The organism is Dorea amylophila (assembly GCF_025567265.1).
GTDB classification, from domain to species: domain Bacteria; phylum Bacillota; class Clostridia; order Lachnospirales; family Lachnospiraceae; genus Dorea_A; species Dorea_A amylophila.
In genome coordinates this window covers 1-20,360 of the sequence record NZ_JAOQJW010000029.1, presented here as the reverse complement: position 1 = coordinate 20,360, position 20,360 = coordinate 1, and the positions used below count along the sequence as shown (strand labels likewise).

Below are 20,360 nucleotides of genomic sequence, written 5' to 3'. Positions count from 1 at the left end.
TTTTATGCCACCACCTTTCTGTGAAATGGTTTTCTTAATATATATACAATTCCTCTGACTATCCCCGGAAATACGATAATGCACAGCCTTACACCGACTACTGTTCCGATCACTCCGATTGCAACTGCCATCAGTCCGGCTCCAAGAACTGCAAGCCCTACGCCGGGATTTGCGATCATGCATCCTATCCCCGCTGCGAAAAGTACAACACCAGCCATCACCACTGCTGCAAACGCAAGTACAATCGCCACAAACACACAGAACGCCGCAATCACAATTCCTGCGATCAACGCCAGAAGTCCGGCTGCAAGTGGTATCACAATTGGACATCCGATCACAACGATTGCCACGATCATAGTCCATTTTAACCATTTATTCGTCCACGGCTTATTCTCCTGACGCTCTCCATACTCATAGCTTCCATTATCCTGGTATATTTTATTATCTTTTTCATCTCCGGATCTGTCCTCCTGATAATACTGATATGTATTTTCCGTATCCGTCTGAGCCTTGTATTCGGAATCTGAAGTTCTTTCTGCCTGCCCTTTTCCAGTATCTGTGTCATATTCTTCCGTAGTTCCTGTGTCTTCCCGGTCCGCTTTGATCTTCATCGCCACTTTTTCCGGACTCTCCAGTTCTTCAATGACATTCTGCTCATTCTCACTTCCTGCGTCATCGAAGTAATCATTATAATACTTCAATGCATCGATCCGATCCTCTTCCGGAATATCCAGAAGCAGTCTGGACAGCGTCTCCATAAATTCTATTCTGTTCATTCTAGTCTACCTCCCTCAAACAATTCGCTGATCTTCCCGGAATATTCTTTCCATTCTTTCTGATACATGGCAAGCTGGATTCTTCCGCTTTCTGTTACTTTATAATAACGTCGGTTTCTTCCGTCAAACTGCCTGTCATAGACTTCCAGATATTCCCCTTTCTGCAGTCTTCGAAGCACCGGATACAATGTAGATTCTGATACATCGATTGCTTTTCTTACATCCTGTGTAATCTTATATCCGTACGTTCCTTCATCTTCCCGCGATACTACCGCCAGCACAATTGCATCCAGAAGAGCTGCACCTGTATTAAAAACCATGCTCTCACTCCCTTTCGCACTATTATCTAATATTATTTTGTTACGCATATTATACGTCGTATAATATAGTATGTCAACACATATTATGTATGTTACAAAATTGTAAGATGCTGATCATATGACACTAGCGGATTCTTCCAAATACATAACGCAAAAAGAAGCACACCCCGACTTGGGATATGCTTCTCTTTGTTATTTTATATAAATTTCTTTCTTCAAAGTAAATGAATATATAATCTTTTCTTTAACCTTTTTTCCTGTCATCTGTTCCAGTGCCTTAGCATAATAGCGCAGCTGCTCCTGGTACTTCTCTGCCAGTTCTTCTCCTCTGTCTGCCTTATCCGTCTTATAATCCAGCACAATCAGTCCATCTGGTTCTTCAAAATAAGCATCAATGATTCCCTGTACCAGGATCAGTTCCCCGTCTTCTTCCTCCGGATACAGCTCTTTTGCATTAATTCCAAGTACAAACGGCTGTTCTCTCCAGAGCTTCTGATTTCTGTCTGCTTCCTGCATCCGTTTTCCCGAATCACATTGCAGAAATTCCAGAATATCTGTCCAACGGACACATGCTGCCGCCTCTTCTTCTATCCTTCCTCTTCTGACCTGTTCCTCCAGCCATCCGGTGAACCATTGTTTCCACGGCTCCTGCATACCGGAAAAATCCAGTAACTCCATCACACGGTGATACGCCGTACCTCTCGGTGCTCCTGTCAGTCCCTCTTCCTGCTGCATGAATTTCGGTAAAAGCGGCACCACTTCCGGTTCTTCGTATAATAAATCACCCTGGCCTTCAAGTTCTTCCCGGCCGCCATCTACCGCAATCTCATAAGCTCTTTTTTTCAATTCCGTAACGGTGAATTTCAGCTTTCTTTCACTGCTCTTTTCATATGGGTAAGAAAATGCGAACTGTTCCTGCAGCATCTCGTGCAATTCCGGTTCATAGATTTCTTCTACATTCCAGTTTTCAAGAATGGCTCTTGAAAGACCGCTCTTTTCTTCTTCCTCTATGCTTTCTTTTATCAGATCCTCCATATGCAGGATCTGAAGTCTGAACAGTTCTTCTTTCTGACTCTTTAATACCGCCGGAAGTATCCAGTCCCAGTATGTGGAAGCATGGCTAAGCTGGGCGAATGATAATGTTCCGTCTGCGTTTCCTCCAAACATCTGATATCCGGTAATCTTATCCTCTGGTTTTGAAAGTGTTCCTGTAATGATCAGCTTCTCTTTCGCACGCGTCAGGGCTACATATAATACACGCAGTTCCTCCCCCAGACTCTCGAGTGCTTCCTCTTTTTGTATCACTTTCTTGATGATACTTGGAATCTTCGTACGATATTCCAGATTCACCGCATCCAGTCCGACTCCCATACCGGCATGGAGTGCCACTGCACTTCTTGCATCCTGCATGTTAAAACGTTTTCCCATTCCTGCAACGATCACAACCGGGAACTCCAGACCTTTACTTTTGTGGATCGTCATTACGCGCACCGTATCCGCATGTTCATCTTCAATACTTGCTTCACCATAATCCACATCATATTTCTGCAGCTGTTCGATATATCTTACAAAATGGAACAATCCTTTATAGCTGGTTGCCTCGTATGCCCTGGCTTTTTCGATCAGCATGTCCAGATTCGCTCTGCGCTGTGCGCCGCCGGGCATCGCTGCCACATAATCTCCATATCCGGTTCGATCCAGTATCTTCCATAAAAGCTCATGCATCGGTGTATATGGTACAATTCTACGTAATTCGTCCATCTCTCCCAGACACTTTTCCAGCTTTTCCCGGATCTTTTGTTCACTTCCATGTACTCTGTACTCTGCAACGCTTTCAAAGAACGGCTTATCCAGATACGCACACCGGATCACTGCCAGCTCTTCGTCTGATATTTCCGCAAATGCCGAGCTTAATACTGCTGCCAGCGGAATATCCTGTCTCCGGTTATCCAGAACCCTCAGATAATCCAGAAGCACGCCGATCTCCTGTGTCTGGAAATATCCTTCACTGGTTCCCGCATAGGTCGGGATCCCTTCACGGTTCAGCACTTCCGTAAATACATCGGCAAATCCTTTAATACTTCTTGTCAGGATCACGATATCCGAATAGCGGACATCTCTCAGTTCTCCGGTCTCCTTATCCGTAACTTTCTGCGACCGCAGAAGTTCCCGGATACGCATGGCGATCATACGGGCTTCCAGCTCTCTCTCGGAAACAATTCCCTTTCCCGTATCTTTATCCGTATTACCAGTGCTGTTTTCTTCTTCTACTGCATCATTCTCCTGATATCCATCCAGATCACCGTCCATCACCAGAATCTCTGTCTCCAGATTCTCCGTCTTCGGATATTCTGCTCCCGGATATAATGCTGCCTGCTTATCGTAGACAATCCCGCCCAGTTTCTCCGTCATAATCTGCCGGAATATCGCATTGGCACCTTCCAGTACTTCCTTCCGGCTTCGGAAATTCTTGTGCAGGTCAATCCTCTGGGTCTGACTTTCTTCTATATTATATGTGTGGAATTTCTCCAGAAATAATTCCGGTCTCGACAGACGGAACCGGTAAATACTCTGCTTCACATCCCCCACCATGAAGATATTGTACCTTCCGCTTCTGCAGGTCGATACACTGGTAAGGATTGCTTCCTGGATCAGGTTGCTGTCCTGATATTCATCGATCATGATCTCCTGGAACTGTTTCTGGTATTCTTCCGCTATTTTTGACGGTCCAAGTCCCGCTTCAGTCTTCTCTGTCAGGATACGCAGTGCATATTGTTCCATATCCGAAAAGTCGATCATATTCTGTGCACGCTTCTGCTCCTCAAACTTCTCCGCAAACAGCCGCACAAGATCTCCCAGTTCTTCCATCGCCGGGGCACATAGTTTCAGATCCTCTACCAGTTCCTGCGGACTTTCATAAAAATACTGCCCGCTGATATTCTTTACAATTCCTTTTACCAGTTCACGGATCTTCTTAACCTGCTCAATCTTTTCTTCCGATACCGTCTTATCTTTATTTGCTGCGATCCTTGCCCATTTTACGTTCGCAAATGCTTCTGCCATCTTCTCATAAGACGGAATCCCGGACAGCTCCTCGATCACCTGCATGTCTTTATCCAGCGTTGCCTCATACACCGCCGGACCATCCGGACTTAATGCGATCTTCTCCGCATGAGCCAGCAGTTCTCTTGCATCATCCAGATTCTTTCGGATATCTGTCATCACCTTTTTCATGAAGCTGCTTTCTTCCAGCGTCTTCACATCCGGTATTCCATATACTTTCACACAGGAATCCAGCCATTCTTCACTATCCGGATAACTTCTGGAAAATTCATAGATCTTCAATATCAGATCTTCAATCTTTTTATCATCTCTTCCGGTGCTGTAAGCTGCCACAAAATCAAGAAACCGTTTATTTCCTTCCTGATATTTCTCCTCCAGCATCTCCTCCAGCACATCATGTCTTAACAGCTTCAGTTCTCCTTCTTCACCGATCCGGAATCCCGGATCAATATCAATCGCATGAAAATGATCGCGGATCACAGAAAGACAGAAGCTGTGGATAGTTGTGATCTGCGCATTATGGATCAGGGTTGCCTGTTGTTTCAAATGCTCATCTTCCGGGTATTCCGTCAGTTTCTTCTCAATTGCAAGACGAATCCTTTCTTTCATCTCTGAGGCTGCCGCCTCGGTAAATGTCACGATCAGGAGCTTATCTACATCCACCGGAGGATCATCTTCTGTCAGCATCGTAATGATACGTTCCACCAGAACAGCCGTCTTTCCGGAACCTGCTGCTGCCGATACCAGAATGTTACGGTTCCTCAATTGTATGACTTTCTGCTGTTCTTCGGTCCATTTCACACCCATACTTAATTTCCTCCTTTCCCGCTCTGCTCTGCCTCACTCTGCTCTATCCGCATCGCCGCCATAGCCTCTTCTTTTCCCATCGCTCCGATATCACGGTATTCATATCCAGGGATCTTAACATCGAATCCACAGACATGCCGGTACGGACAGTAATCACAGCCGCTTTCCTGGCCGCGCTTATAAGGAAGGGCTCCTGCTTCACCATTCAATATCTTCGTTCTTGCCTCTTCCATCTGCCTTTTTGCATGAGTCATCATCGCAGAAAAATCCTCTCCCACAACCACTTTGGAGTACCCTGATACGCTGCCGTTCTTATTATATTTTACCGGAACCGCCAGAGATTCGCCCGAAGTATTATGATCCAGATGCTTTAATATCTCTGTCCCAAGCGGAATGATGCCATCCGGTTTTAACTGCTTTAGAACTGCACGCTCTGCTTCTTCTTTATCTTCTGTCTTGTCTACCAGCGGATCCTGAATACGGTAATAGAACACACCGGCCGGGATTATCTCCTTATCCGGATGGCGCTTTTTCTGAAATTCGACTGCTGCATCCATATAGACCATAAGCTGTAATTGTAAGCCATGATACAATGCAACCACGTCAAATGCCTTACTTCCGGTCTTGTAATCCATAACTTTGACATATATCTGCTCTTCCGTCTCACATATATCAATGCGGTCAATCTTTCCTCCGAAGAAACGTAGTTCATATGCCTCCGGCACAAAGTCCCCGGCTTTCAGCTGGTTCGTAAGTGCCCATACTGTTCTCTCCAGCATCTGCTTCATGCGCACGATCATCTGTTCATTTCTTGCCGTACTGTATAATACAGAATTGCCATAATCTGTAATCGCTTCTTCCACACTTGCATCGATCAGCTTTTTTCTTTCTTCTTCCGGCAATACTGTCCAACCGCCCGCCTCCGACGCCTTTTTCGAAAACAGTTCCAGGGCCCTGTGACAGACATTTCCCAGATCGACTGCTTTAAATTCATACAGCGGCCGTTCCTTCAGGCGGAGCCCGTAAGCAAGGAAATGTGCACACGCACAGGTCGCATACCGTTCCATTCTCGTGATGCTTCCTTCGAAATTCTCTCCATAAAGTTCTCTTGCTACACGTTCCGATAATGGATCTTCCGGACGTCTGTAGTACCATGCGCGCAAAATCCGGTCCACCGCAGCTTTCCATTCTGGAGATTTCTGATACCAGGTATATAATTCCTGCCAGGTGAGGTCCAGATTCTTCTCCTGCAGTCCACGGATCAGATAAGCAACTCCACTTTTCTCCGTCAGTTCTTTTTCCTTTAGTTTTTTTGCTTCTTCATCCTGAACCTTTAACTCCGGATATAATCTTGATAATTCCTGTATCAGATAAGACGGACGCTGTGCTTTCCCTCCTGCAGACACTTTACTATAATAAATCTTCAGTTTCTCCGACGGCTTAGTCAGGTTCATATACAGGTAAAACTTTTGGACATATGCTTTTTCCTTTCCGCCTGCCGCCAGCGCATGATCCGCCTGCCGGAACTTCTCTCTGTCCTGTTCTGTTAACAGACCGGTTCTCATAAGTGCTCCGGGAAGGAAGCTGTCATTGGCTCCAAGAAAAAAGAGTGCCCTGATGTCTTTTAATCTTGTTCTCTGCATATCTCCTGCCACTACCTGATCCACACTTGGAGGAATTACACCGACTCTTGCCTCTTCCAGTCCTGCATCCAGAAGCTTACAATATTCGTTCAGTCCCACCGGTTCCTCACCCAGAAGTTCTACAAATTTATCAAATAATTCTATAATGATCCGGTAGACCTGTGAATATTCCTTCGCCAGTGCCAGCTCACCTGCTTTCTGAAATTCTTCTTCTGTTCTTTGCAGGCGTTCCTGGATATTTTCCTTCACCATGAACTCATATACTGCCATCGTGATATCTCGCACCGTTTTCCTCTTTTGTTTTAATACAAACATCAGGTTATCCACTTTTTCTACCAGTTGTACACGGTAATGATTCAGCCGGTCCAGTTCCTCTTCTTCCATCCCCTTCAATCTGCGGATCCAACGGTTCTGCCAGCCTTTATATCCCCTGATTCCCAGTCCGAGCACATAGTTTTCCAGTTCATCGACTTCCTCGCAGGCGAATCCTGCAAGATTCGTTCTTAAGAAGCGGAATACACTTTCATAAGAGAAATTCTTTTCCGCCATATTCAGAAGACTCCTTATATATTCTACAAATGAATTCAACAGGATGCTTCTCTTATGATCCATAAACACCGGAATCCCGTAATTCTCAAATGCCTGTTCCAGATAGTCTCCATATACATTCATATCACTGACGATCACACCGATATCTCTGTATCTGTACTGCTCTTTACGTACCAGTCTGCGGATTCCCTCTGCCACTGCATCTGCTTCCTGTCTTGGGTTCCCTGCTGCATGGATTTCCAGATTCTCCACAGCTTTATCATACCTTCCAGACCCGTACCGGAAGATATTTCTCTCCAAAAATGCAAGTTCCTGGTTCTTTTCAAATCGTTTCACCGGATATCCATACAGGCAGACCGGTTCTTCTACCTCTATATGATCTTCCCCCGCCATTCTGACCAGTGTCGTTACCATCTGCTTACTCAGTCCAAACAGCTGATATGGATGTTTATAAGCATACGGATTCTCCCGTTCATCCATCGTAACTGTCACCCAGACTTCCTTGCAGCACCGCATAAGTTCCAGTATCAGCCGGTTCTGCACCGGTGTAAATCCAGTAAATCCGTCAAGAACTACAACACTGTTTTTCAAAAGTTCTGATTCTTTTACCTGACTGTTCAATACATCCAGCAATTCTTCCTTCGTGATATACCGCTCTCTTAAGTAATCCTGAAAACCTTCATACAAAAGCCTGATATCTTTTAACTTGTAATACAATCTGGAGTCTTCATCCAGATGATCCAGCATCTCATCCATCTCTTCTTCCCCGATATCATACTGTGTAAATTCGGATATCACGGATTTTACCTCACTGATATAGCCAAGTTTCTTAATATTCCCTTTCAATACCGTCAGTTTGTTCTCATAATCCCCTGCAATCTTTCTGAGGATCAGGTTTTTTCCCTCATCATCCAGAACCTGCATCTGCTTTGTACCGGTCTCTTCAAATACCCGGTAAGCAAGTCTTGCAAAACTCAGTACATCGATATTCATGATACCGTGTCTCGGATGCATACTGACCAGATCCTTCTGCGTCTGCATTGTGAACTGTTCCGGTACGAGCACTATGAAATTCTTCAGTGGGTATTTTTCTGATTCTTCTATGACATGCTGATATAAATAAGTTGATTTTCCTGAGCCGGATGGCCCGAATACAAATTTTAAAGGCATAAGGTTTCCTCCTTATGCCCTAGTATAACACGAATATATGTTTGTGTATAGCTGTAAAACCTGCTTTTATACTGTCATTCACGACAGCTTTTGCAAGATTTCCCCGGTATCTTATAATGCACGCAGTCTCTCTGCAAATTCATTACTAAGTGTCATCTTCGCAACGTAGAACACATCTCCTGTCATGTATACATTCCAGTCATCTTCTACTTCTACCTGGAGTTCTCCTCCCGGCATATGAACGATCACTTTACTGTTCGTAAGTCCCAGTTTGTACGCTACACCTGCTGCCGCACATGCTCCGGTTCCGGATGCTCTGGTGTATCCTGCACCACGCTCAAAGATCTCGATCGCAATATTCTCTTTATCCATCACCTGCATGATCTGTGTATTGATTCTGTTCGGGAAATATCTTGCGATCTCGGAATAATCACCGATCTTGCATACCAGCGGTTTGGAAATCTCACGCATAGGGATCACGCAGTGTGGATTACCGATGGATACACAGGTAACCGGATACAACGTCCTTCCGAATACCATGTCCTCGTTGATCACTTCACGCCTCTCGCCGATGACCGGGATCTCATCACTCCAAAATGATAATTTCCCCATAGATACACGCAGCCGGCTTCCATCTTCATTTAAGAATGTCACTTCCACCGGACCGTTTCCTGTATATAATTTGAAATTCTTTTTCTGTACGTAACCGGCATCTTTCAGATATTTTGCAAAAATGCGGACACCGTTTCCACTGGTCTCTGATTCACTTCCGTCCGGATTCCATACTTTTACATGCATACCGTCTTCTTTCAGGATCGGTCCTTCCAGAACTCCGTCAGCACCAAGCCCCTCATTACGATCACAGATCATTTTTACATTTGCCTGATCCAGTTCTAATTCATTGTGATTCGGATCAAATACAAGATAATCATTCCCCAATCCATGATAACGTTCCAATACTACTTTCATCTTTCTTCCTCCTGATTTTTAATCCCCGTCTTTAATTACATTCAAAAATTTCTTCTGTTTTATTTTTATTTCTTTTGACTGTATATAGTTCACACAGAGTATTCGCCGCTTACTGCATCTGTTAGCTGCATCTTTCTCTTTATCCATATCATAACAGGCATTATTTCCATAATCTACACAAATAATGCCATGTTTCTTGCAAATAATGCTATTTTCCTATAAACTGATTACAGATACTATTTGCAGCTTTTTATCTGTCTCGAATCACTCTGATTTTGATATTGTATTTTTAATAATATATGGAGGATATATATGGAACAATACGAGAAAAAAGGATATCTGAACAGTGAATTCAGACTTTTTCACCTGACTGATCAGGATACAAAAGAAATAGATTACCATTATCACGATTTTGATAAGATTACAATCTTTATTCGGGGAAAGGTCAATTATATGATCGAAGGCCGCTCTTACGACTTAAAGCCTTATGATATCGTTCTGGTAAAACAGGGAGATATTCATAAGCTGACAGTAGACAATTCCTGCCCTTATGAGAGAATTATTGTCTACATCTCTCCGAATTTTATGAACGCATATCAGACCGAAAGCTACGATCTGAGTTATTGTTTCCAAAAAGCTGATCAGGAGCACTCCAATGTTCTGCGCATCCCCTCGCCGGAAAAGAGTTCCCTGTTCCGTTCTATCTCTAATCTGGAACATTCTTTCACTGACGGCGGCTATGCCTCCGAACTCTACCGGCAGGTAATGTTCCTGGAATTCATGATCCATCTGAACCGTGCGGTAAGAAAAAACCGGCTGGAATACATTGACACGGATAATTGTAACGAAAAGGTGCTCGCCATCCTTGATTACGTCGGCGAGCACCTCTGTGAGAACTTATCGATCGACCTGATCGCCGGGCAGTTCTATATCAGCAAATATTATATGATGAGATTATTTAAGCAGGAAACTGGTTATACACTGGGACAGTACATCTCCCAGAAGCGGCTCCTGCTTGCAAAAGAACTATTATCTTCCGGTGTGCCGGGCACACAGGTCTGTTATGATTGTGGATTTAAAGATTATTCTACGTTTTCCAGAGCTTATAAGCAATTGTTCGGTGTGACGCCTTCCGGACGTACCTGCCCATAAAGTTCTGCCGGAACGAATGCCCTCACGAAGATACCATCCTCCCGGTATTCTTCCTCCTGAAGTTCTCCGTACTTCCGGATCTTTTGGATCTTTCCGGCTTCTTTATATGGATACAATGCCTCAATCTCCACTTTCCGCTCCCTCAATACAGCTTCTATGGACTGAAGGAATCCTGTAATTCCTTCTCCCGTCTTTGCCGAGATTTTTACATGATAATCTGCACGCAGGTCTCTCGGAACCCAGGTATCTTCCATGCGGTCAATCTTATTAAATACCGTGATCACCGGCTTATCTTTCACTCCGAGATTCTGCAGTGTCTCATATACGGTATACATCTGTTCATCCATCTGTGGATTCGAAGCATCCACTACATGCAGGATGATGTCTGCGTATTTTGCTTCTTCCAGTGTACTCCGAAAAGCCTCTATCAGATGATGTGGAAGCTTTCTGATAAATCCTACCGTATCCGTCATGAGAATTTCCTGACCGCTTGGCAGTTTCAGATCCCTGGTAGTGGGATCCAGAGTTGCAAATAATTTATCTTCTGCAAGAATTCCTGCACCGGTCAGAGTGTTTAAGAGTGTAGATTTCCCTGCATTCGTGTATCCTACGATTGCTGCTACCGGAATGTGGCTTCTGCTTCTCTGCTCTCTGGTCACTTCCCGGTGTTTTTTGACATCCTTCAATTCACGGTTCAGTTGTGCGATCCGGCTTTTGATCAGGCGGCGATCCATCTCCAGTTTCTTCTCTCCCGGTCCTCTGGTTCCAATTCCGCCTCCCAGTCTGGACATCGCTCTTCCCCAGCCGGTCAGTCTGGTCTGCTGATACTTAAGCTGCGCCAGTTCTACCTGTATCTTACCTTCACTGGTCGATGCTCTTGCCGCAAAGATATCCAGAATGATCAGGGTTCTGTCCATAACTTTCACATCCAGTTCATCCTGCAGGTTCTTCATCTGCGCCGGAGACAATTCATCATCACACACAATCCCGGTCGCACGCAATTCCCAGATCATATTTTTTAATTCTTCAATCTTTCCCTTTCCGACATAAGTTGCCGGATGCTGCTGTTCCCGGTTCTGGATCAGCATTCCTGCCGTCTCTGCCCCGGCTGTCGATACCAGATCTTTTAATTCTTCCAGTGATTCTTTTGTATCATCCTGATCTGAGAGAGCAACTCCGACCAGAATCACTTTTTCTGTTTCATCTTTTATTTCTATCATATTCTATTAACGCGTCTCCAGGAATTCTGCTTCTTTTTTGGCTGCTTTGTCATTCGGATAACTTTCCAGATATTCTTCCAGTTTTACTTCCGCGCTCTCCCAGTCTTCCATCTTCTCATAGGCAACGATGATATTATATTTCATTTCTTTCTTCATCTTCTTGCTGACGTCATCCTGTTCCAGTCCAAGATTATAATAGTTCAATGCTTCTTTTGCTTTGCCTAATTTCAGATCACAGTTCCCAATGAGATTATAAATGGTTCCTGTCTTCTCGGCATTATCATCCAGAGCCTTCCTGAATGCATTCCTTGCCCCTTTATAATCTTTCTGTTCCCATTTCGCGATGCCGATTCCTCTCCAGGCATCTCCGGTATTCTTATTCTTTTCTATTGCCTGTTCAAACTGTTCAACCGCCTGATCGTATTCTCCTTTTTCAAGATACTCGACGCCTTTTTTCGAAGGATTTCCACAGGCAGTCAGTAACAAACCTGCACTGAATATTGCAAGTAGTGCTTTTCCTCTTTTCATACTTTTTCTATATACTCCTCATTTATTCGATCTGCCAGTCGATCGGCTCTATTCCATGCGCTCTCAGATAATCGTTCGTCTGACTGAATGGCTTACTTCCAAAAAATCCGCGGTACGCAGACAGCGGACTCGGATGCGGTGCTTTCAGGATCAGATGCTTCGGATTATTCAGCATCCTCGCCTTTCTCTGCGCCGGTGCTCCCCATAAGATGAACACGATCGGTCGATCCTGGCTGTTAAGTGCCATGATCGCCGCATCGGTAAATTCTTCCCATCCGATATCCTTATGGGAATTCGCCTGATGTGCCCTTACGGTTAATACCGTATTCAACATCAGCACACCCTGTTCTGCCCATTTAGTCAGACAGCCGTGATTCGGGATCGTACATCCCAGATCATCATGTAGTTCTTTATATATATTCACAAGCGAAGGCGGCACATCCACGCCTTTTTTTACCGAAAAGCAGAGTCCATGCGCCTGTCCTACATTATGATATGGATCCTGCCCCAGAATTACTGCCTTTACATTATGAAGCGGTGTCAGATGAAATGCATTGAAGATATCATCTGCCGGAGGAAAGATCTGTCTTGTTCTGTATTCCTCATTTACTGTCTCGAATAATTTCTTATAGTATGGCTTTTTGAACTCTTCTTTCAGAGCGTCCAGCCAGTCATTATTAATCGCTGCCATTATTTTTCACACTATCCTTTTTATTTTTTTGTCCATGCTGTCATGCAGACTACAAACTATAGACGGACAGATACACCTTTTTCTCTTAAATATTCTTTTACTTCCTTGATCTCCAGCTCTTTGTAATGGAATAAGGATGCCGCCAGCGCTGCATCTGCCTTTCCCTCTGTCAGTGCATCGTAGAAATGTTCCAGATTGCCTGCCCCGCCGGATGCGATTACCGGAATACTCACTTCTTCTGCGATTGCTCTTGTAAGTTCCAGATCATATCCTGCTTTCGTTCCGTCGCAGTCCATACTGGTCAGAAGAATCTCTCCTGCACCAAGCTTCTCCACTTTCGCTGCCCATTCCACAGCATCAATTCCTACATCGATACGTCCGCCATTCTTATAGATATTCCATCCGCTTCCGTCTTCTCGTTTCTTTGCATCGATCGCCACTACCACACACTGGCTTCCGAACTTTTCCGCCGCTTCAGAAATTAAATTTGGTGTATTGATTGCAGATGAATTAATAGAAATCTTATCCGCACCCTCTCTCAAAAGAGCTTTAAAATCGTCCACTGTACGGATTCCTCCACCTACCGTAAACGGAATAAACACATTTTCCGCTACTTTGCGGACCATATCGACAACTGTACCTCTCGCATCCGAAGATGCTGTAATATCCAAAAATACCAGTTCATCCGCCCCTGCCTTATCATATGCCTTTGCAATCTCGACAGGATCTCCCGCATCCCTTAAAGATACAAAATTGACTCCTTTTACCACTCTTCCGTTATTTACATCCAGACATGGAATAATTCTTTTTGTATGCATTGCCTTGTCCCCCTATAATTCCACAAAGTTCTTTAAAATCTGAATTCCTATATCACTGCTCTTTTCCGGATGGAACTGGCATGCAAACACATTTCCCTGTTCTACCGAAGCATGGATATGTGTACTATACTCTGTTGTTGCAGTCACAATGCCTTCATCTTCTGCTTTCAGATAATACGAATGTACAAAATATACATAGGAATCTTCCGGAATATCTTTAAATAATCTTCCGTTATTTTGGAATTTTAGTGAGTTCCATCCCATGTGAGGGATCTTAAGTCCTTCCTGATCCGGGATTCTTAATATCTCTCCCTTCAAGATCCCAAGGCCTTCCACACCCGGAGTCTCATCACTTCGTTCAAATAATAACTGCAGTCCGAGGCAGATTCCAAGAAATGGCGTTCCTTTGGCTGTTACGTCTCTGATTACTTCATCAAGTCCATACTGTCTGAGTTTTCCCATCGCATCTCCGAATGCTCCGACTCCCGGAAGGATTACCTTATCTGCATTCATGATCGTCTCTCTGTCTCTTGTGATTGTTACTTCCTGTCCCAGAAGCTGCATGGCTTTTTCCACACTCTTTATATTTCCTGCATCGTAGTCAATAATCGCTATCATCTCGTCGTCCTGCCTTTCGTATGTGATCTGGAACTCTCCGGCCATTCATTCCGTGCCCATTATTCTTTATTGTACATCAAGTTCAAACCAGAATTCAACTCCATTATCATAATTCTTTACTCCATATTCCTGATGGAACGATTTCATAATCGCTTTTACAATAGAAAGACCGATTCCATTGCCGCCATATTCGCGTGTATGTGCTTTATCGACTTTATAGAATTTATCCCAGATATGTGCAATATCTGCTTCTGGTATCGGAGTTCCGGTATTAAATACGGATACCCGCACTTTACCGTCTTTTTGAACCATTTTTACCTCTATCACCATATCCCCGCTGACATGATGACATGCATTGCTGACATAATTTTTCACGACCTGCTCTACTTTAAATTCATCTGCCCATGCATAGATATCTTCTTCTGTATGCAGGAGAATTTTTGCCCCTGCCTGATCTGCCATGATTTCCATACTCTGGAGCACACCTCTTACAAGTGCTGTAAGATTAAATCTGTCAAACACAATATCCTCATCGCCGAATTCCAACTGGTTTAATGTCAGAAGATTCTTAACCATCTGATTCATCTTGGAAGCTTCATCCATGATTACATCACAGTAGAATTCCCGGCTCTCCGCATCTTCATTCACACCCTCTTTTAATCCTTCGGCATATCCCTGGATCAGTGCGATCGGTGTCTTTAATTCATGCGATACATTTCCCAGAAACTCATTTCTCATCTTTTCCAGCTTGTCTTTCTGTTCGATATCTTTCTGCAGGCTGTTATTCGCCTTCTTGAGCTCCGAAATTGTACTTTCCAGTTTTTCCGACATCCGGTTAAAGTTCTCACCAAGTTCCCCAATCTCATTACTTCCACCACTGGTATATTTCGCATCAAAATCAAGATCTGCCATACGGTCTGATAATCTTGCCAGTTCGCGGATCGGTTCTGTGATACGTTTTGCAAAATACCAGATCAGCAGGATAGATACAACCATCAAAATACTTCCTATATATAATAAGAAACGATTCGATATCGCCGCACTCTCCCGCATACTTTCCACCGGACTTCTGAGCAGGAACTGACTGCCATCATCCAGGCTTCCCCACATATCTACATAATAGTTCTGATTCCATGGATCCCATGACTGATTGATCTGGTAAACTTCCGTGGAATCCAGGATTCTGCTTTCTTTCTGTGCCTGATTCAGAAAATATCCCATCATCTGATTCTTCAGCATATTCTTATCATGCACATTTGTATGTACATCATTATCTTTTTCTATGACCAGATAAGAAATATTATTCTTTTCAGCGAAATGAATAAGTGAACTATTTTTCCTTGCACTGTTCCACTTATCTTCATTTGATACATTATTCAGCTTTTCATAAAGCTCTATAAAACGGGATTCCTTCTTACTGATATAATATGGTTCCAGAAATTTGCCATTGATGAACATTAATGTCACTACCAGGCAGATCAGCAGTCCTACAAATGCCATGATCATCTGCGTCTTGATCGAATGATGCCTGTTTTTGATCTTTGCTTTTTTTTCTTCACTTATGATCTTCATTCTTCATCAACCTCAAATTTGTAACCCATCCCCCAGATTGTCTTGATATAATTTCCTTTTTCTCCGAGTTTGCTTCTCAACTTCTTAACATGTGTATCAATGGTTCTTGCATCTCCAAAATAATCGTAATCCCATACGTTATTCAAAATTTTCTCTCTTGATAATGCAATGCCCTGATTCTCAACAAAATACGTCAGAAGTTCAAATTCTTTAAAGCTTAATTCAATCTCCTTATCACCAATCTTCACCTGATGTGCCGCTTTGTCGATCACAATTCCGCCGGCATTAATCTCATTACTCTCTCCTATTACATTGGCTCTTCTTAAGATTGCATTCACTCTGGCTACCAGGATCTTCGGACTGAATGGTTTTGAGATATATTCGTCAACGCCAAGATCAAATCCCTGTAATTCGTCTCTCTCTTCTGATCTTGCAGTCAGCATGATAATCGGAACTTTGGATGACTGGCGCACTTCACGGCATACCTGCCAGCCGTCCATTCTTGGCATCATCACATCCAGGATTATCAGCGCAATATCTTTTTCATCATAAAATTGTTCCATCGCTTCCATACCATCTCCGGCTTCGATCACCTGATATCCTTCTCTTTCCAGGAAATCCTTCACCAGTTTCCGCATCCTGCTTTCATCATCTACTACTAATATTTTGATCTTATCCATAAGACCCGGCCCTCCTCTTAAATCTATATTTTCATGATATATTTTTCTTCTATCTTTATTATTATAGCAGAGAACTATGTAGTCTTTGTGAATTTTCCGGTATATAGAATAAAAAGTACCCGCGATATCATATTACTTATGTTATCACGGGTACTTTTTATTAAGTTACTCTAATCTGTAATTTGTTGTTTTATACAACTCATACTATTCTTCATCTTCTCTTTTCTTTCTCTTAAGTGAGAATCCTCCGATTCCGGCTCCGAGAGATGTTACTGCAAGTCCTAACCACGCAAACATGCCGGACGGATCTCCAGTCTTCGCAGCTTTTCCACTCTTCGTATTCGATGCGGATCCTGTCTTACCAGATTTGCCTGATGTACCGTTTGTACCGGCTGCTCCACTTGTGCCGTTAGCTTTCTGTCCTGCATCCTTTTTCACAAGTGTACTGATTGCTTTATTTAGCTTCTCTGTTGCTTTATCAACTGTATCCTGATCTTTCTTTTCTTTCTTGTGTTAAGCTCTATTGTTTAACGGCTTTACAGTTTGTGATCTGACCTGTCGAGCGGTCTGTTGTTTCACCTTAATAGCTGTTTGATGTCATAGCATTAGAGCTTTTACTATATCATTTGTCATTCGATGTTTTATGAATCTTCGTGCAATAGGAAGAACATCTTCAAAGGATATTTTGTATTCATATTTCCTTTTTTTCTTTCCTTGCTCTTTCTTTTTTTTCTTCTGTAGCAAAGGCGTGAAGAAGCGAGGCAAAGTTATACATAATAAGTTTTGCATATACTTCTTGAATAATCAGTTCCCGATTAACCGAATGTAAATACACTAGTGAAAGCGCATATTTTAAGCGTCGGCAAGAAGTTTCAATAGACCATCTTTTCCAGTAAAGTTCTCGTAGATCCAGTGCAGAAAATTTTTTTAATGGTAAATTAGAAATTAAATATTCGTAGTTTCCATTTTCAAGTTGTATACAGGTGCATCGAATTTTCATGGTATATACACTTTTCTTATCATCAATCGGAATCGGCTCGAAAGTTCTTTTATTTTTTACTATTTTCATTTTATCCCCATGACAAAGATGCTTGTTTTTTTTCGATCTTGTTACGTCCAAAACAATCTCTCTATCTGATTCTGTTTCAGCTGGCAAAATATCTTTCAGAAAAGCAGATGGTGCAGACGGAGATTTCCAGCGAATGAGAAAAAATTTCTTTTTTTCAATTAAATGAGCCATTGTGTTTAGCGAGGCATATCCTCTATCTGCGATAAGTATCGTATTTTCTGGCAGATTACAATGATCGAGCATATGACAGAGAGCCTGTGTTTCATTCATTTTAGGGCGTGGTTGGGTAACAGCAGTAATATATCTGTTTTCACAGATATCAAACAAAGCGTTCAAATGCATCTTAAAAAACACATTGTCACTTCGAGCCTGTTTTATACGATATTCAAAATCATTTTTATTAGTAGGAAGATTAATATCAGAACCATCTACTGCAACAAGATGAAACCCTTTATACGTTTTGGTAAAAGGGATTTTTTCATTAAAAGATTTTAAAAGATACGGAAAAAAATCAGCAGTTAGTTTTTTTCGCTGTTGTGTGAAAGCTGATTTAGATGGAACTTTCTTGGTTTGGGACATAAAAAAGTTAAATAATTCTGTATTTGTCCTATTCATGGTGAGGCAGAGAGTAGCTTTTACCGTATCAGAAAAAGGACAGAGTCTGTGTCTGGTCATATCTGAACCTGGAGTATTAACATACAAATGAATATTTTTCTCTGCTGTTTCAAGAACAGAGAAGAAACGTTTTCGAATAGTTGCTGGTGTCATGTACATGTGTGGTACCTCCTTGAAGTAAAAATATATCTAACTTCAAAGGGCACCTTACTGATTATAATAATCAGTAAGGTGCCGCACATTTTTACGATTTTGTCAACTATTAATTTGAAAAAAGCTTAACTAAATGTTATTGCGACTGCAGAGAACAGTTTCATATAATCTGATGGCATCTTCATCCATAATACAAATGCAATTACGATGTAGTAAATGATTGCTCCGATAAATAGCGCTCCTAATGTAAGTGCAAATGCAATTTTCTTTCCTGCACAGAATTTTCCAAAAATAACTTCACTAATGATAACTGCTGCAAGTCCGATTACGATTGCTCCACGTCCCATATTTACATCGGCTGCACCCTGATACTGTGCATAAATTTCACCACAGAGACCTACAAGTCCATTGGAAATCATAAGTGCAAGAACTTTATTAAATGATGTGTTGATTCCCTGTGCGCTTGCCATCTGTGGATTACATCCGGTAGCACGGATAGCAGCTCCAAGTTCTGTTCCGAAAAACCAGTAAATAATTGCAATCAGCCCAATTGCTGCCAGAATCAGTTTGACAAAGAAAAATCCGCTTCCTTCTCCCGTAACATATCGAAGAGATCATTCCTGCTAAAAATGCAAATGCTTGCGTGTGCAAAGGTCATTGTTCACTGCATGAGAAAATTCGATGCCGGTTACTATGATTACGTAATCCTCCATTTTTAGGATAAGACTGAAGTGGAGAGAGACACTTCGATAATATGAATCTCAGATACTAAGTAGTTTTCTAGTGTCCGTCACAAAACTTTTAACAATAACAAACAGGGCTAATCTCATTACGAGACTAACCCTGTTTTGCTTTATTTTTTGTATAGACTATGAAATAATATTTTTAAGCAGTTGCTATTTTTGCCTTTCTGCTCTTTAGTGCTGCCTTTCTAAGTCTCAGAATCACGTAACAAGCATATATTACGGTATATACGATGATCCCTGTCATATGAGACTTTACGTCTGCCGAGTATAGCACCATGATATGCACATAGATTCCAATAAAGAATGGGTATGCCATGCGCTGTATGTTTTTCCAAGTCTTACCATTCATCTTACGGCGAACCGATTTAAACGAGGTAATAAAAAGAGGGATAAGCATAGCCAATAGAATAAGTGTGACTATAGCTGCAATCATCTGTCTTGTAGGCATAGCTGCCGGGTTAGTAAACAACATCGGAAAGTAATGAACTCCGAACACTACGGTGTGACTTAATACTATTAAACTACCCATAATGGAAATCTCTCCACGTACACTCATCAACTTACGCGACAGCTTGTTGTGCTTGGTAATTACACCAAGGAACATTACAACCATAAATGTCGCCGTTGAGAAGATACCTCTACTAAATATATTCATAAAATATTCATTAAACCATTCTGGGAATTTTTGGTCATACCCCAGGTTGAAGTACATAACTACTGCTCCACACCACACGTAAATTCCAATATAAAATACCCCCGGATGTTTTTTAATAGCATCTGCTGCCACTATGTAAAATATGGCAGTTATTGCGATTCCAATTATTAAGTTCACTGTACCATCCTTTCCGCCTCAGCTGCAGCAGAACTTTCTGTCGGCTTCTGTATGTCTTCTTTCTTATTAACATTACCGTTCTCTGGCTGACCTACACTTTCTACACTAGAACTTTCTGTAGTTTCCTTGCTCTCTGTCGGCTCCTGTATGTCTTCTCTCTTATTAACATTACCGTTCTCTGGCTGACCTACACTTTCTACACTAGAACTTTCTCTTGTACTTGAGCTAGCAATAGCTTCTGTAGTAGCATTTCTTGTGCTGCTGCTAACTGTTGCATTTGCGCTCTCCTCAACAGGGTTCTTGACATCAATTATTACGATTGCTCTGCCGTTTTTCTTTACTCCATCTACTGAGAACTCGAGAACCGCT

17 protein-coding genes and 1 pseudogene are annotated in these 20,360 nt (G+C 42.4%); 1 reads left to right on the top strand and 17 read right to left on the bottom strand.

All coding sequences use genetic code 11. From position 1 onward, the window contains the following. Nucleotides 1–2: 2 nt before the first annotated feature. The 5 genes from OCV72_RS15220 to dapF all read right to left on the bottom strand — a co-directional run bounded on the left by OCV72_RS15220 (nucleotide 3) and on the right by dapF (nucleotide 9,297). On the bottom strand, nucleotides 3–776 hold the full coding sequence (locus tag OCV72_RS15220) for a DUF1700 domain-containing protein (RefSeq protein ID WP_055284651.1): 774 nt from the start codon (nucleotides 774–776) through the stop codon (nucleotides 3–5). Continuing rightward, complete coding sequence (locus tag OCV72_RS15215) at nucleotides 773–1,096, bottom strand: PadR family transcriptional regulator (protein WP_055284649.1); 324 nt, start codon at nucleotides 1,094–1,096, stop codon at nucleotides 773–775. Before OCV72_RS15215 ends, OCV72_RS15220 begins: the two co-directional genes overlap by 4 nt. A gap of 192 nt (nucleotides 1,097–1,288) precedes the next feature. Beyond that, nucleotides 1,289–4,966 (bottom strand): helicase-exonuclease AddAB subunit AddA, encoded by a 3,678-nt coding sequence (gene addA / locus OCV72_RS15210; protein ID WP_055284647.1) that lies wholly within the window; start codon nucleotides 4,964–4,966, stop codon nucleotides 1,289–1,291. Nucleotides 4,967–4,968: 2 nt separating this feature from the next. Next, nucleotides 4,969–8,328: a helicase-exonuclease AddAB subunit AddB gene (gene addB / locus OCV72_RS15205; RefSeq protein WP_055284645.1), complete on the bottom strand. Its 3,360-nt coding sequence runs from the start codon at nucleotides 8,326–8,328 to the stop codon at nucleotides 4,969–4,971. A gap of 111 nt (nucleotides 8,329–8,439) precedes the next feature. Further along, entirely contained in the window at nucleotides 8,440–9,297 is an 858-nt protein-coding gene (gene dapF / locus OCV72_RS15200; protein WP_028086897.1) for a diaminopimelate epimerase, read from the bottom strand. A 312-nt stretch (nucleotides 9,298–9,609) separates the two neighbouring features. On the opposite strand from dapF, the gene OCV72_RS15195 reads away from it, so the two are divergent. Next, nucleotides 9,610–10,449, top strand: a complete 840-nt coding sequence (locus OCV72_RS15195) for an AraC family transcriptional regulator (RefSeq protein WP_055284643.1) — start codon at nucleotides 9,610–9,612, stop codon at nucleotides 10,447–10,449. Here the strand turns inward: OCV72_RS15195 and hflX are convergent. The 12 genes and pseudogenes from hflX to OCV72_RS15135 form a co-directional block, all read right to left on the bottom strand. Then, nucleotides 10,401–11,669: a GTPase HflX gene (gene hflX / locus OCV72_RS15190; protein ID WP_055284641.1), complete on the bottom strand. Its 1,269-nt coding sequence runs from the start codon at nucleotides 11,667–11,669 to the stop codon at nucleotides 10,401–10,403. The genes OCV72_RS15195 and hflX overlap by 49 nt on opposite strands. A gap of 6 nt (nucleotides 11,670–11,675) precedes the next feature. Then, entirely contained in the window at nucleotides 11,676–12,197 is a 522-nt protein-coding gene (locus tag OCV72_RS15185) for a tetratricopeptide repeat protein (RefSeq protein WP_055284639.1), read from the bottom strand. Nucleotides 12,198–12,219: 22 nt separating this feature from the next. Continuing rightward, on the bottom strand, nucleotides 12,220–12,888 hold the full coding sequence (locus OCV72_RS15180) for a uracil-DNA glycosylase (RefSeq protein ID WP_028086893.1): 669 nt from the start codon (nucleotides 12,886–12,888) through the stop codon (nucleotides 12,220–12,222). Nucleotides 12,889–12,944: 56 nt separating this feature from the next. Then, on the bottom strand, nucleotides 12,945–13,706 hold the full coding sequence (gene hisF, locus OCV72_RS15175) for an imidazole glycerol phosphate synthase subunit HisF (RefSeq protein WP_055284637.1): 762 nt from the start codon (nucleotides 13,704–13,706) through the stop codon (nucleotides 12,945–12,947). A 12-nt stretch (nucleotides 13,707–13,718) separates the two neighbouring features. Next, nucleotides 13,719–14,324: an imidazole glycerol phosphate synthase subunit HisH gene (hisH, locus tag OCV72_RS15170; RefSeq protein WP_055284692.1), complete on the bottom strand. Its 606-nt coding sequence runs from the start codon at nucleotides 14,322–14,324 to the stop codon at nucleotides 13,719–13,721. A gap of 66 nt (nucleotides 14,325–14,390) precedes the next feature. Beyond that, on the bottom strand, nucleotides 14,391–15,896 hold the full coding sequence (locus OCV72_RS15165) for a sensor histidine kinase (RefSeq protein WP_055284635.1): 1,506 nt from the start codon (nucleotides 15,894–15,896) through the stop codon (nucleotides 14,391–14,393). Further along, entirely contained in the window at nucleotides 15,893–16,576 is a 684-nt protein-coding gene (locus OCV72_RS15160) for a response regulator transcription factor (protein WP_055284633.1), read from the bottom strand. Before OCV72_RS15160 ends, OCV72_RS15165 begins: the two co-directional genes overlap by 4 nt. Before the next feature lie 204 nt (nucleotides 16,577–16,780). Then, nucleotides 16,781–17,014 (bottom strand): LPXTG cell wall anchor domain-containing protein, encoded by a 234-nt coding sequence (locus tag OCV72_RS16700; protein WP_055284630.1) that lies wholly within the window; start codon nucleotides 17,012–17,014, stop codon nucleotides 16,781–16,783. Nucleotides 17,015–17,267: 253 nt separating this feature from the next. Beyond that, the gene (locus tag OCV72_RS15150) at nucleotides 17,268–18,419 is read right to left on the bottom strand and encodes an IS4 family transposase (protein ID WP_055284628.1); all 1,152 of its coding nucleotides are present in this window, start codon (nucleotides 18,417–18,419) and stop codon (nucleotides 17,268–17,270) included. A 119-nt stretch (nucleotides 18,420–18,538) separates the two neighbouring features. Next, nucleotides 18,539–19,027, bottom strand: a pseudogene (locus OCV72_RS15145) (ABC transporter permease subunit); the annotation flags it as partial. Nucleotides 19,028–19,298: 271 nt separating this feature from the next. Beyond that, nucleotides 19,299–19,991 carry a ferric reductase-like transmembrane domain-containing protein gene (locus tag OCV72_RS15140; RefSeq protein ID WP_055284627.1) on the bottom strand — a complete coding sequence of 231 codons (693 nt, stop codon included), beginning with the start codon at nucleotides 19,989–19,991 and terminating at the stop codon, nucleotides 19,299–19,301. Next, nucleotides 19,988–20,360 (bottom strand): hypothetical protein (locus OCV72_RS15135; protein WP_172677236.1); only part of this gene is annotated, 373 nt, incomplete at its 5' end. The genes OCV72_RS15140 and OCV72_RS15135, both read right to left, overlap by 4 nt.

Coding starts and splice junctions, on each gene's coding strand:
- OCV72_RS15220 (WP_055284651.1), bottom strand. CDS start 776: ATGAACAGAATAGAATTTATGGAGACGCTGTCCAGACTGCTTCTGGAT.
- OCV72_RS15195 (WP_055284643.1), top strand. CDS start 9,610: ATGGAACAATACGAGAAAAAAGGATATCTGAACAGTGAATTCAGACTT.
- hisF (WP_055284637.1), bottom strand. CDS start 13,706: ATGCATACAAAAAGAATTATTCCATGTCTGGATGTAAATAACGGAAGA.
- OCV72_RS15180 (WP_028086893.1), bottom strand. CDS start 12,888: ATGGCAGCGATTAATAATGACTGGCTGGACGCTCTGAAAGAAGAGTTC.
- OCV72_RS15160 (WP_055284633.1), bottom strand. CDS start 16,576: ATGGATAAGATCAAAATATTAGTAGTAGATGATGAAAGCAGGATGCGG.
- dapF (WP_028086897.1), bottom strand. CDS start 9,297: ATGAAAGTAGTATTGGAACGTTATCATGGATTGGGGAATGATTATCTT.
- OCV72_RS15215 (WP_055284649.1), bottom strand. CDS start 1,096: ATGGTTTTTAATACAGGTGCAGCTCTTCTGGATGCAATTGTGCTGGCG.
- addB (WP_055284645.1), bottom strand. CDS start 8,328: ATGCCTTTAAAATTTGTATTCGGGCCATCCGGCTCAGGAAAATCAACT.
- OCV72_RS15165 (WP_055284635.1), bottom strand. CDS start 15,896: ATGAAGATCATAAGTGAAGAAAAAAAAGCAAAGATCAAAAACAGGCAT.
- hisH (WP_055284692.1), bottom strand. CDS start 14,324: ATGATAGCGATTATTGACTACGATGCAGGAAATATAAAGAGTGTGGAA.
- hflX (WP_055284641.1), bottom strand. CDS start 11,669: ATGATAGAAATAAAAGATGAAACAGAAAAAGTGATTCTGGTCGGAGTT.
- OCV72_RS15150 (WP_055284628.1), bottom strand. CDS start 18,419: ATGTACATGACACCAGCAACTATTCGAAAACGTTTCTTCTCTGTTCTT.
- addA (WP_055284647.1), bottom strand. CDS start 4,966: ATGGGTGTGAAATGGACCGAAGAACAGCAGAAAGTCATACAATTGAGG.
- OCV72_RS15185 (WP_055284639.1), bottom strand. CDS start 12,197: ATGAAAAGAGGAAAAGCACTACTTGCAATATTCAGTGCAGGTTTGTTA.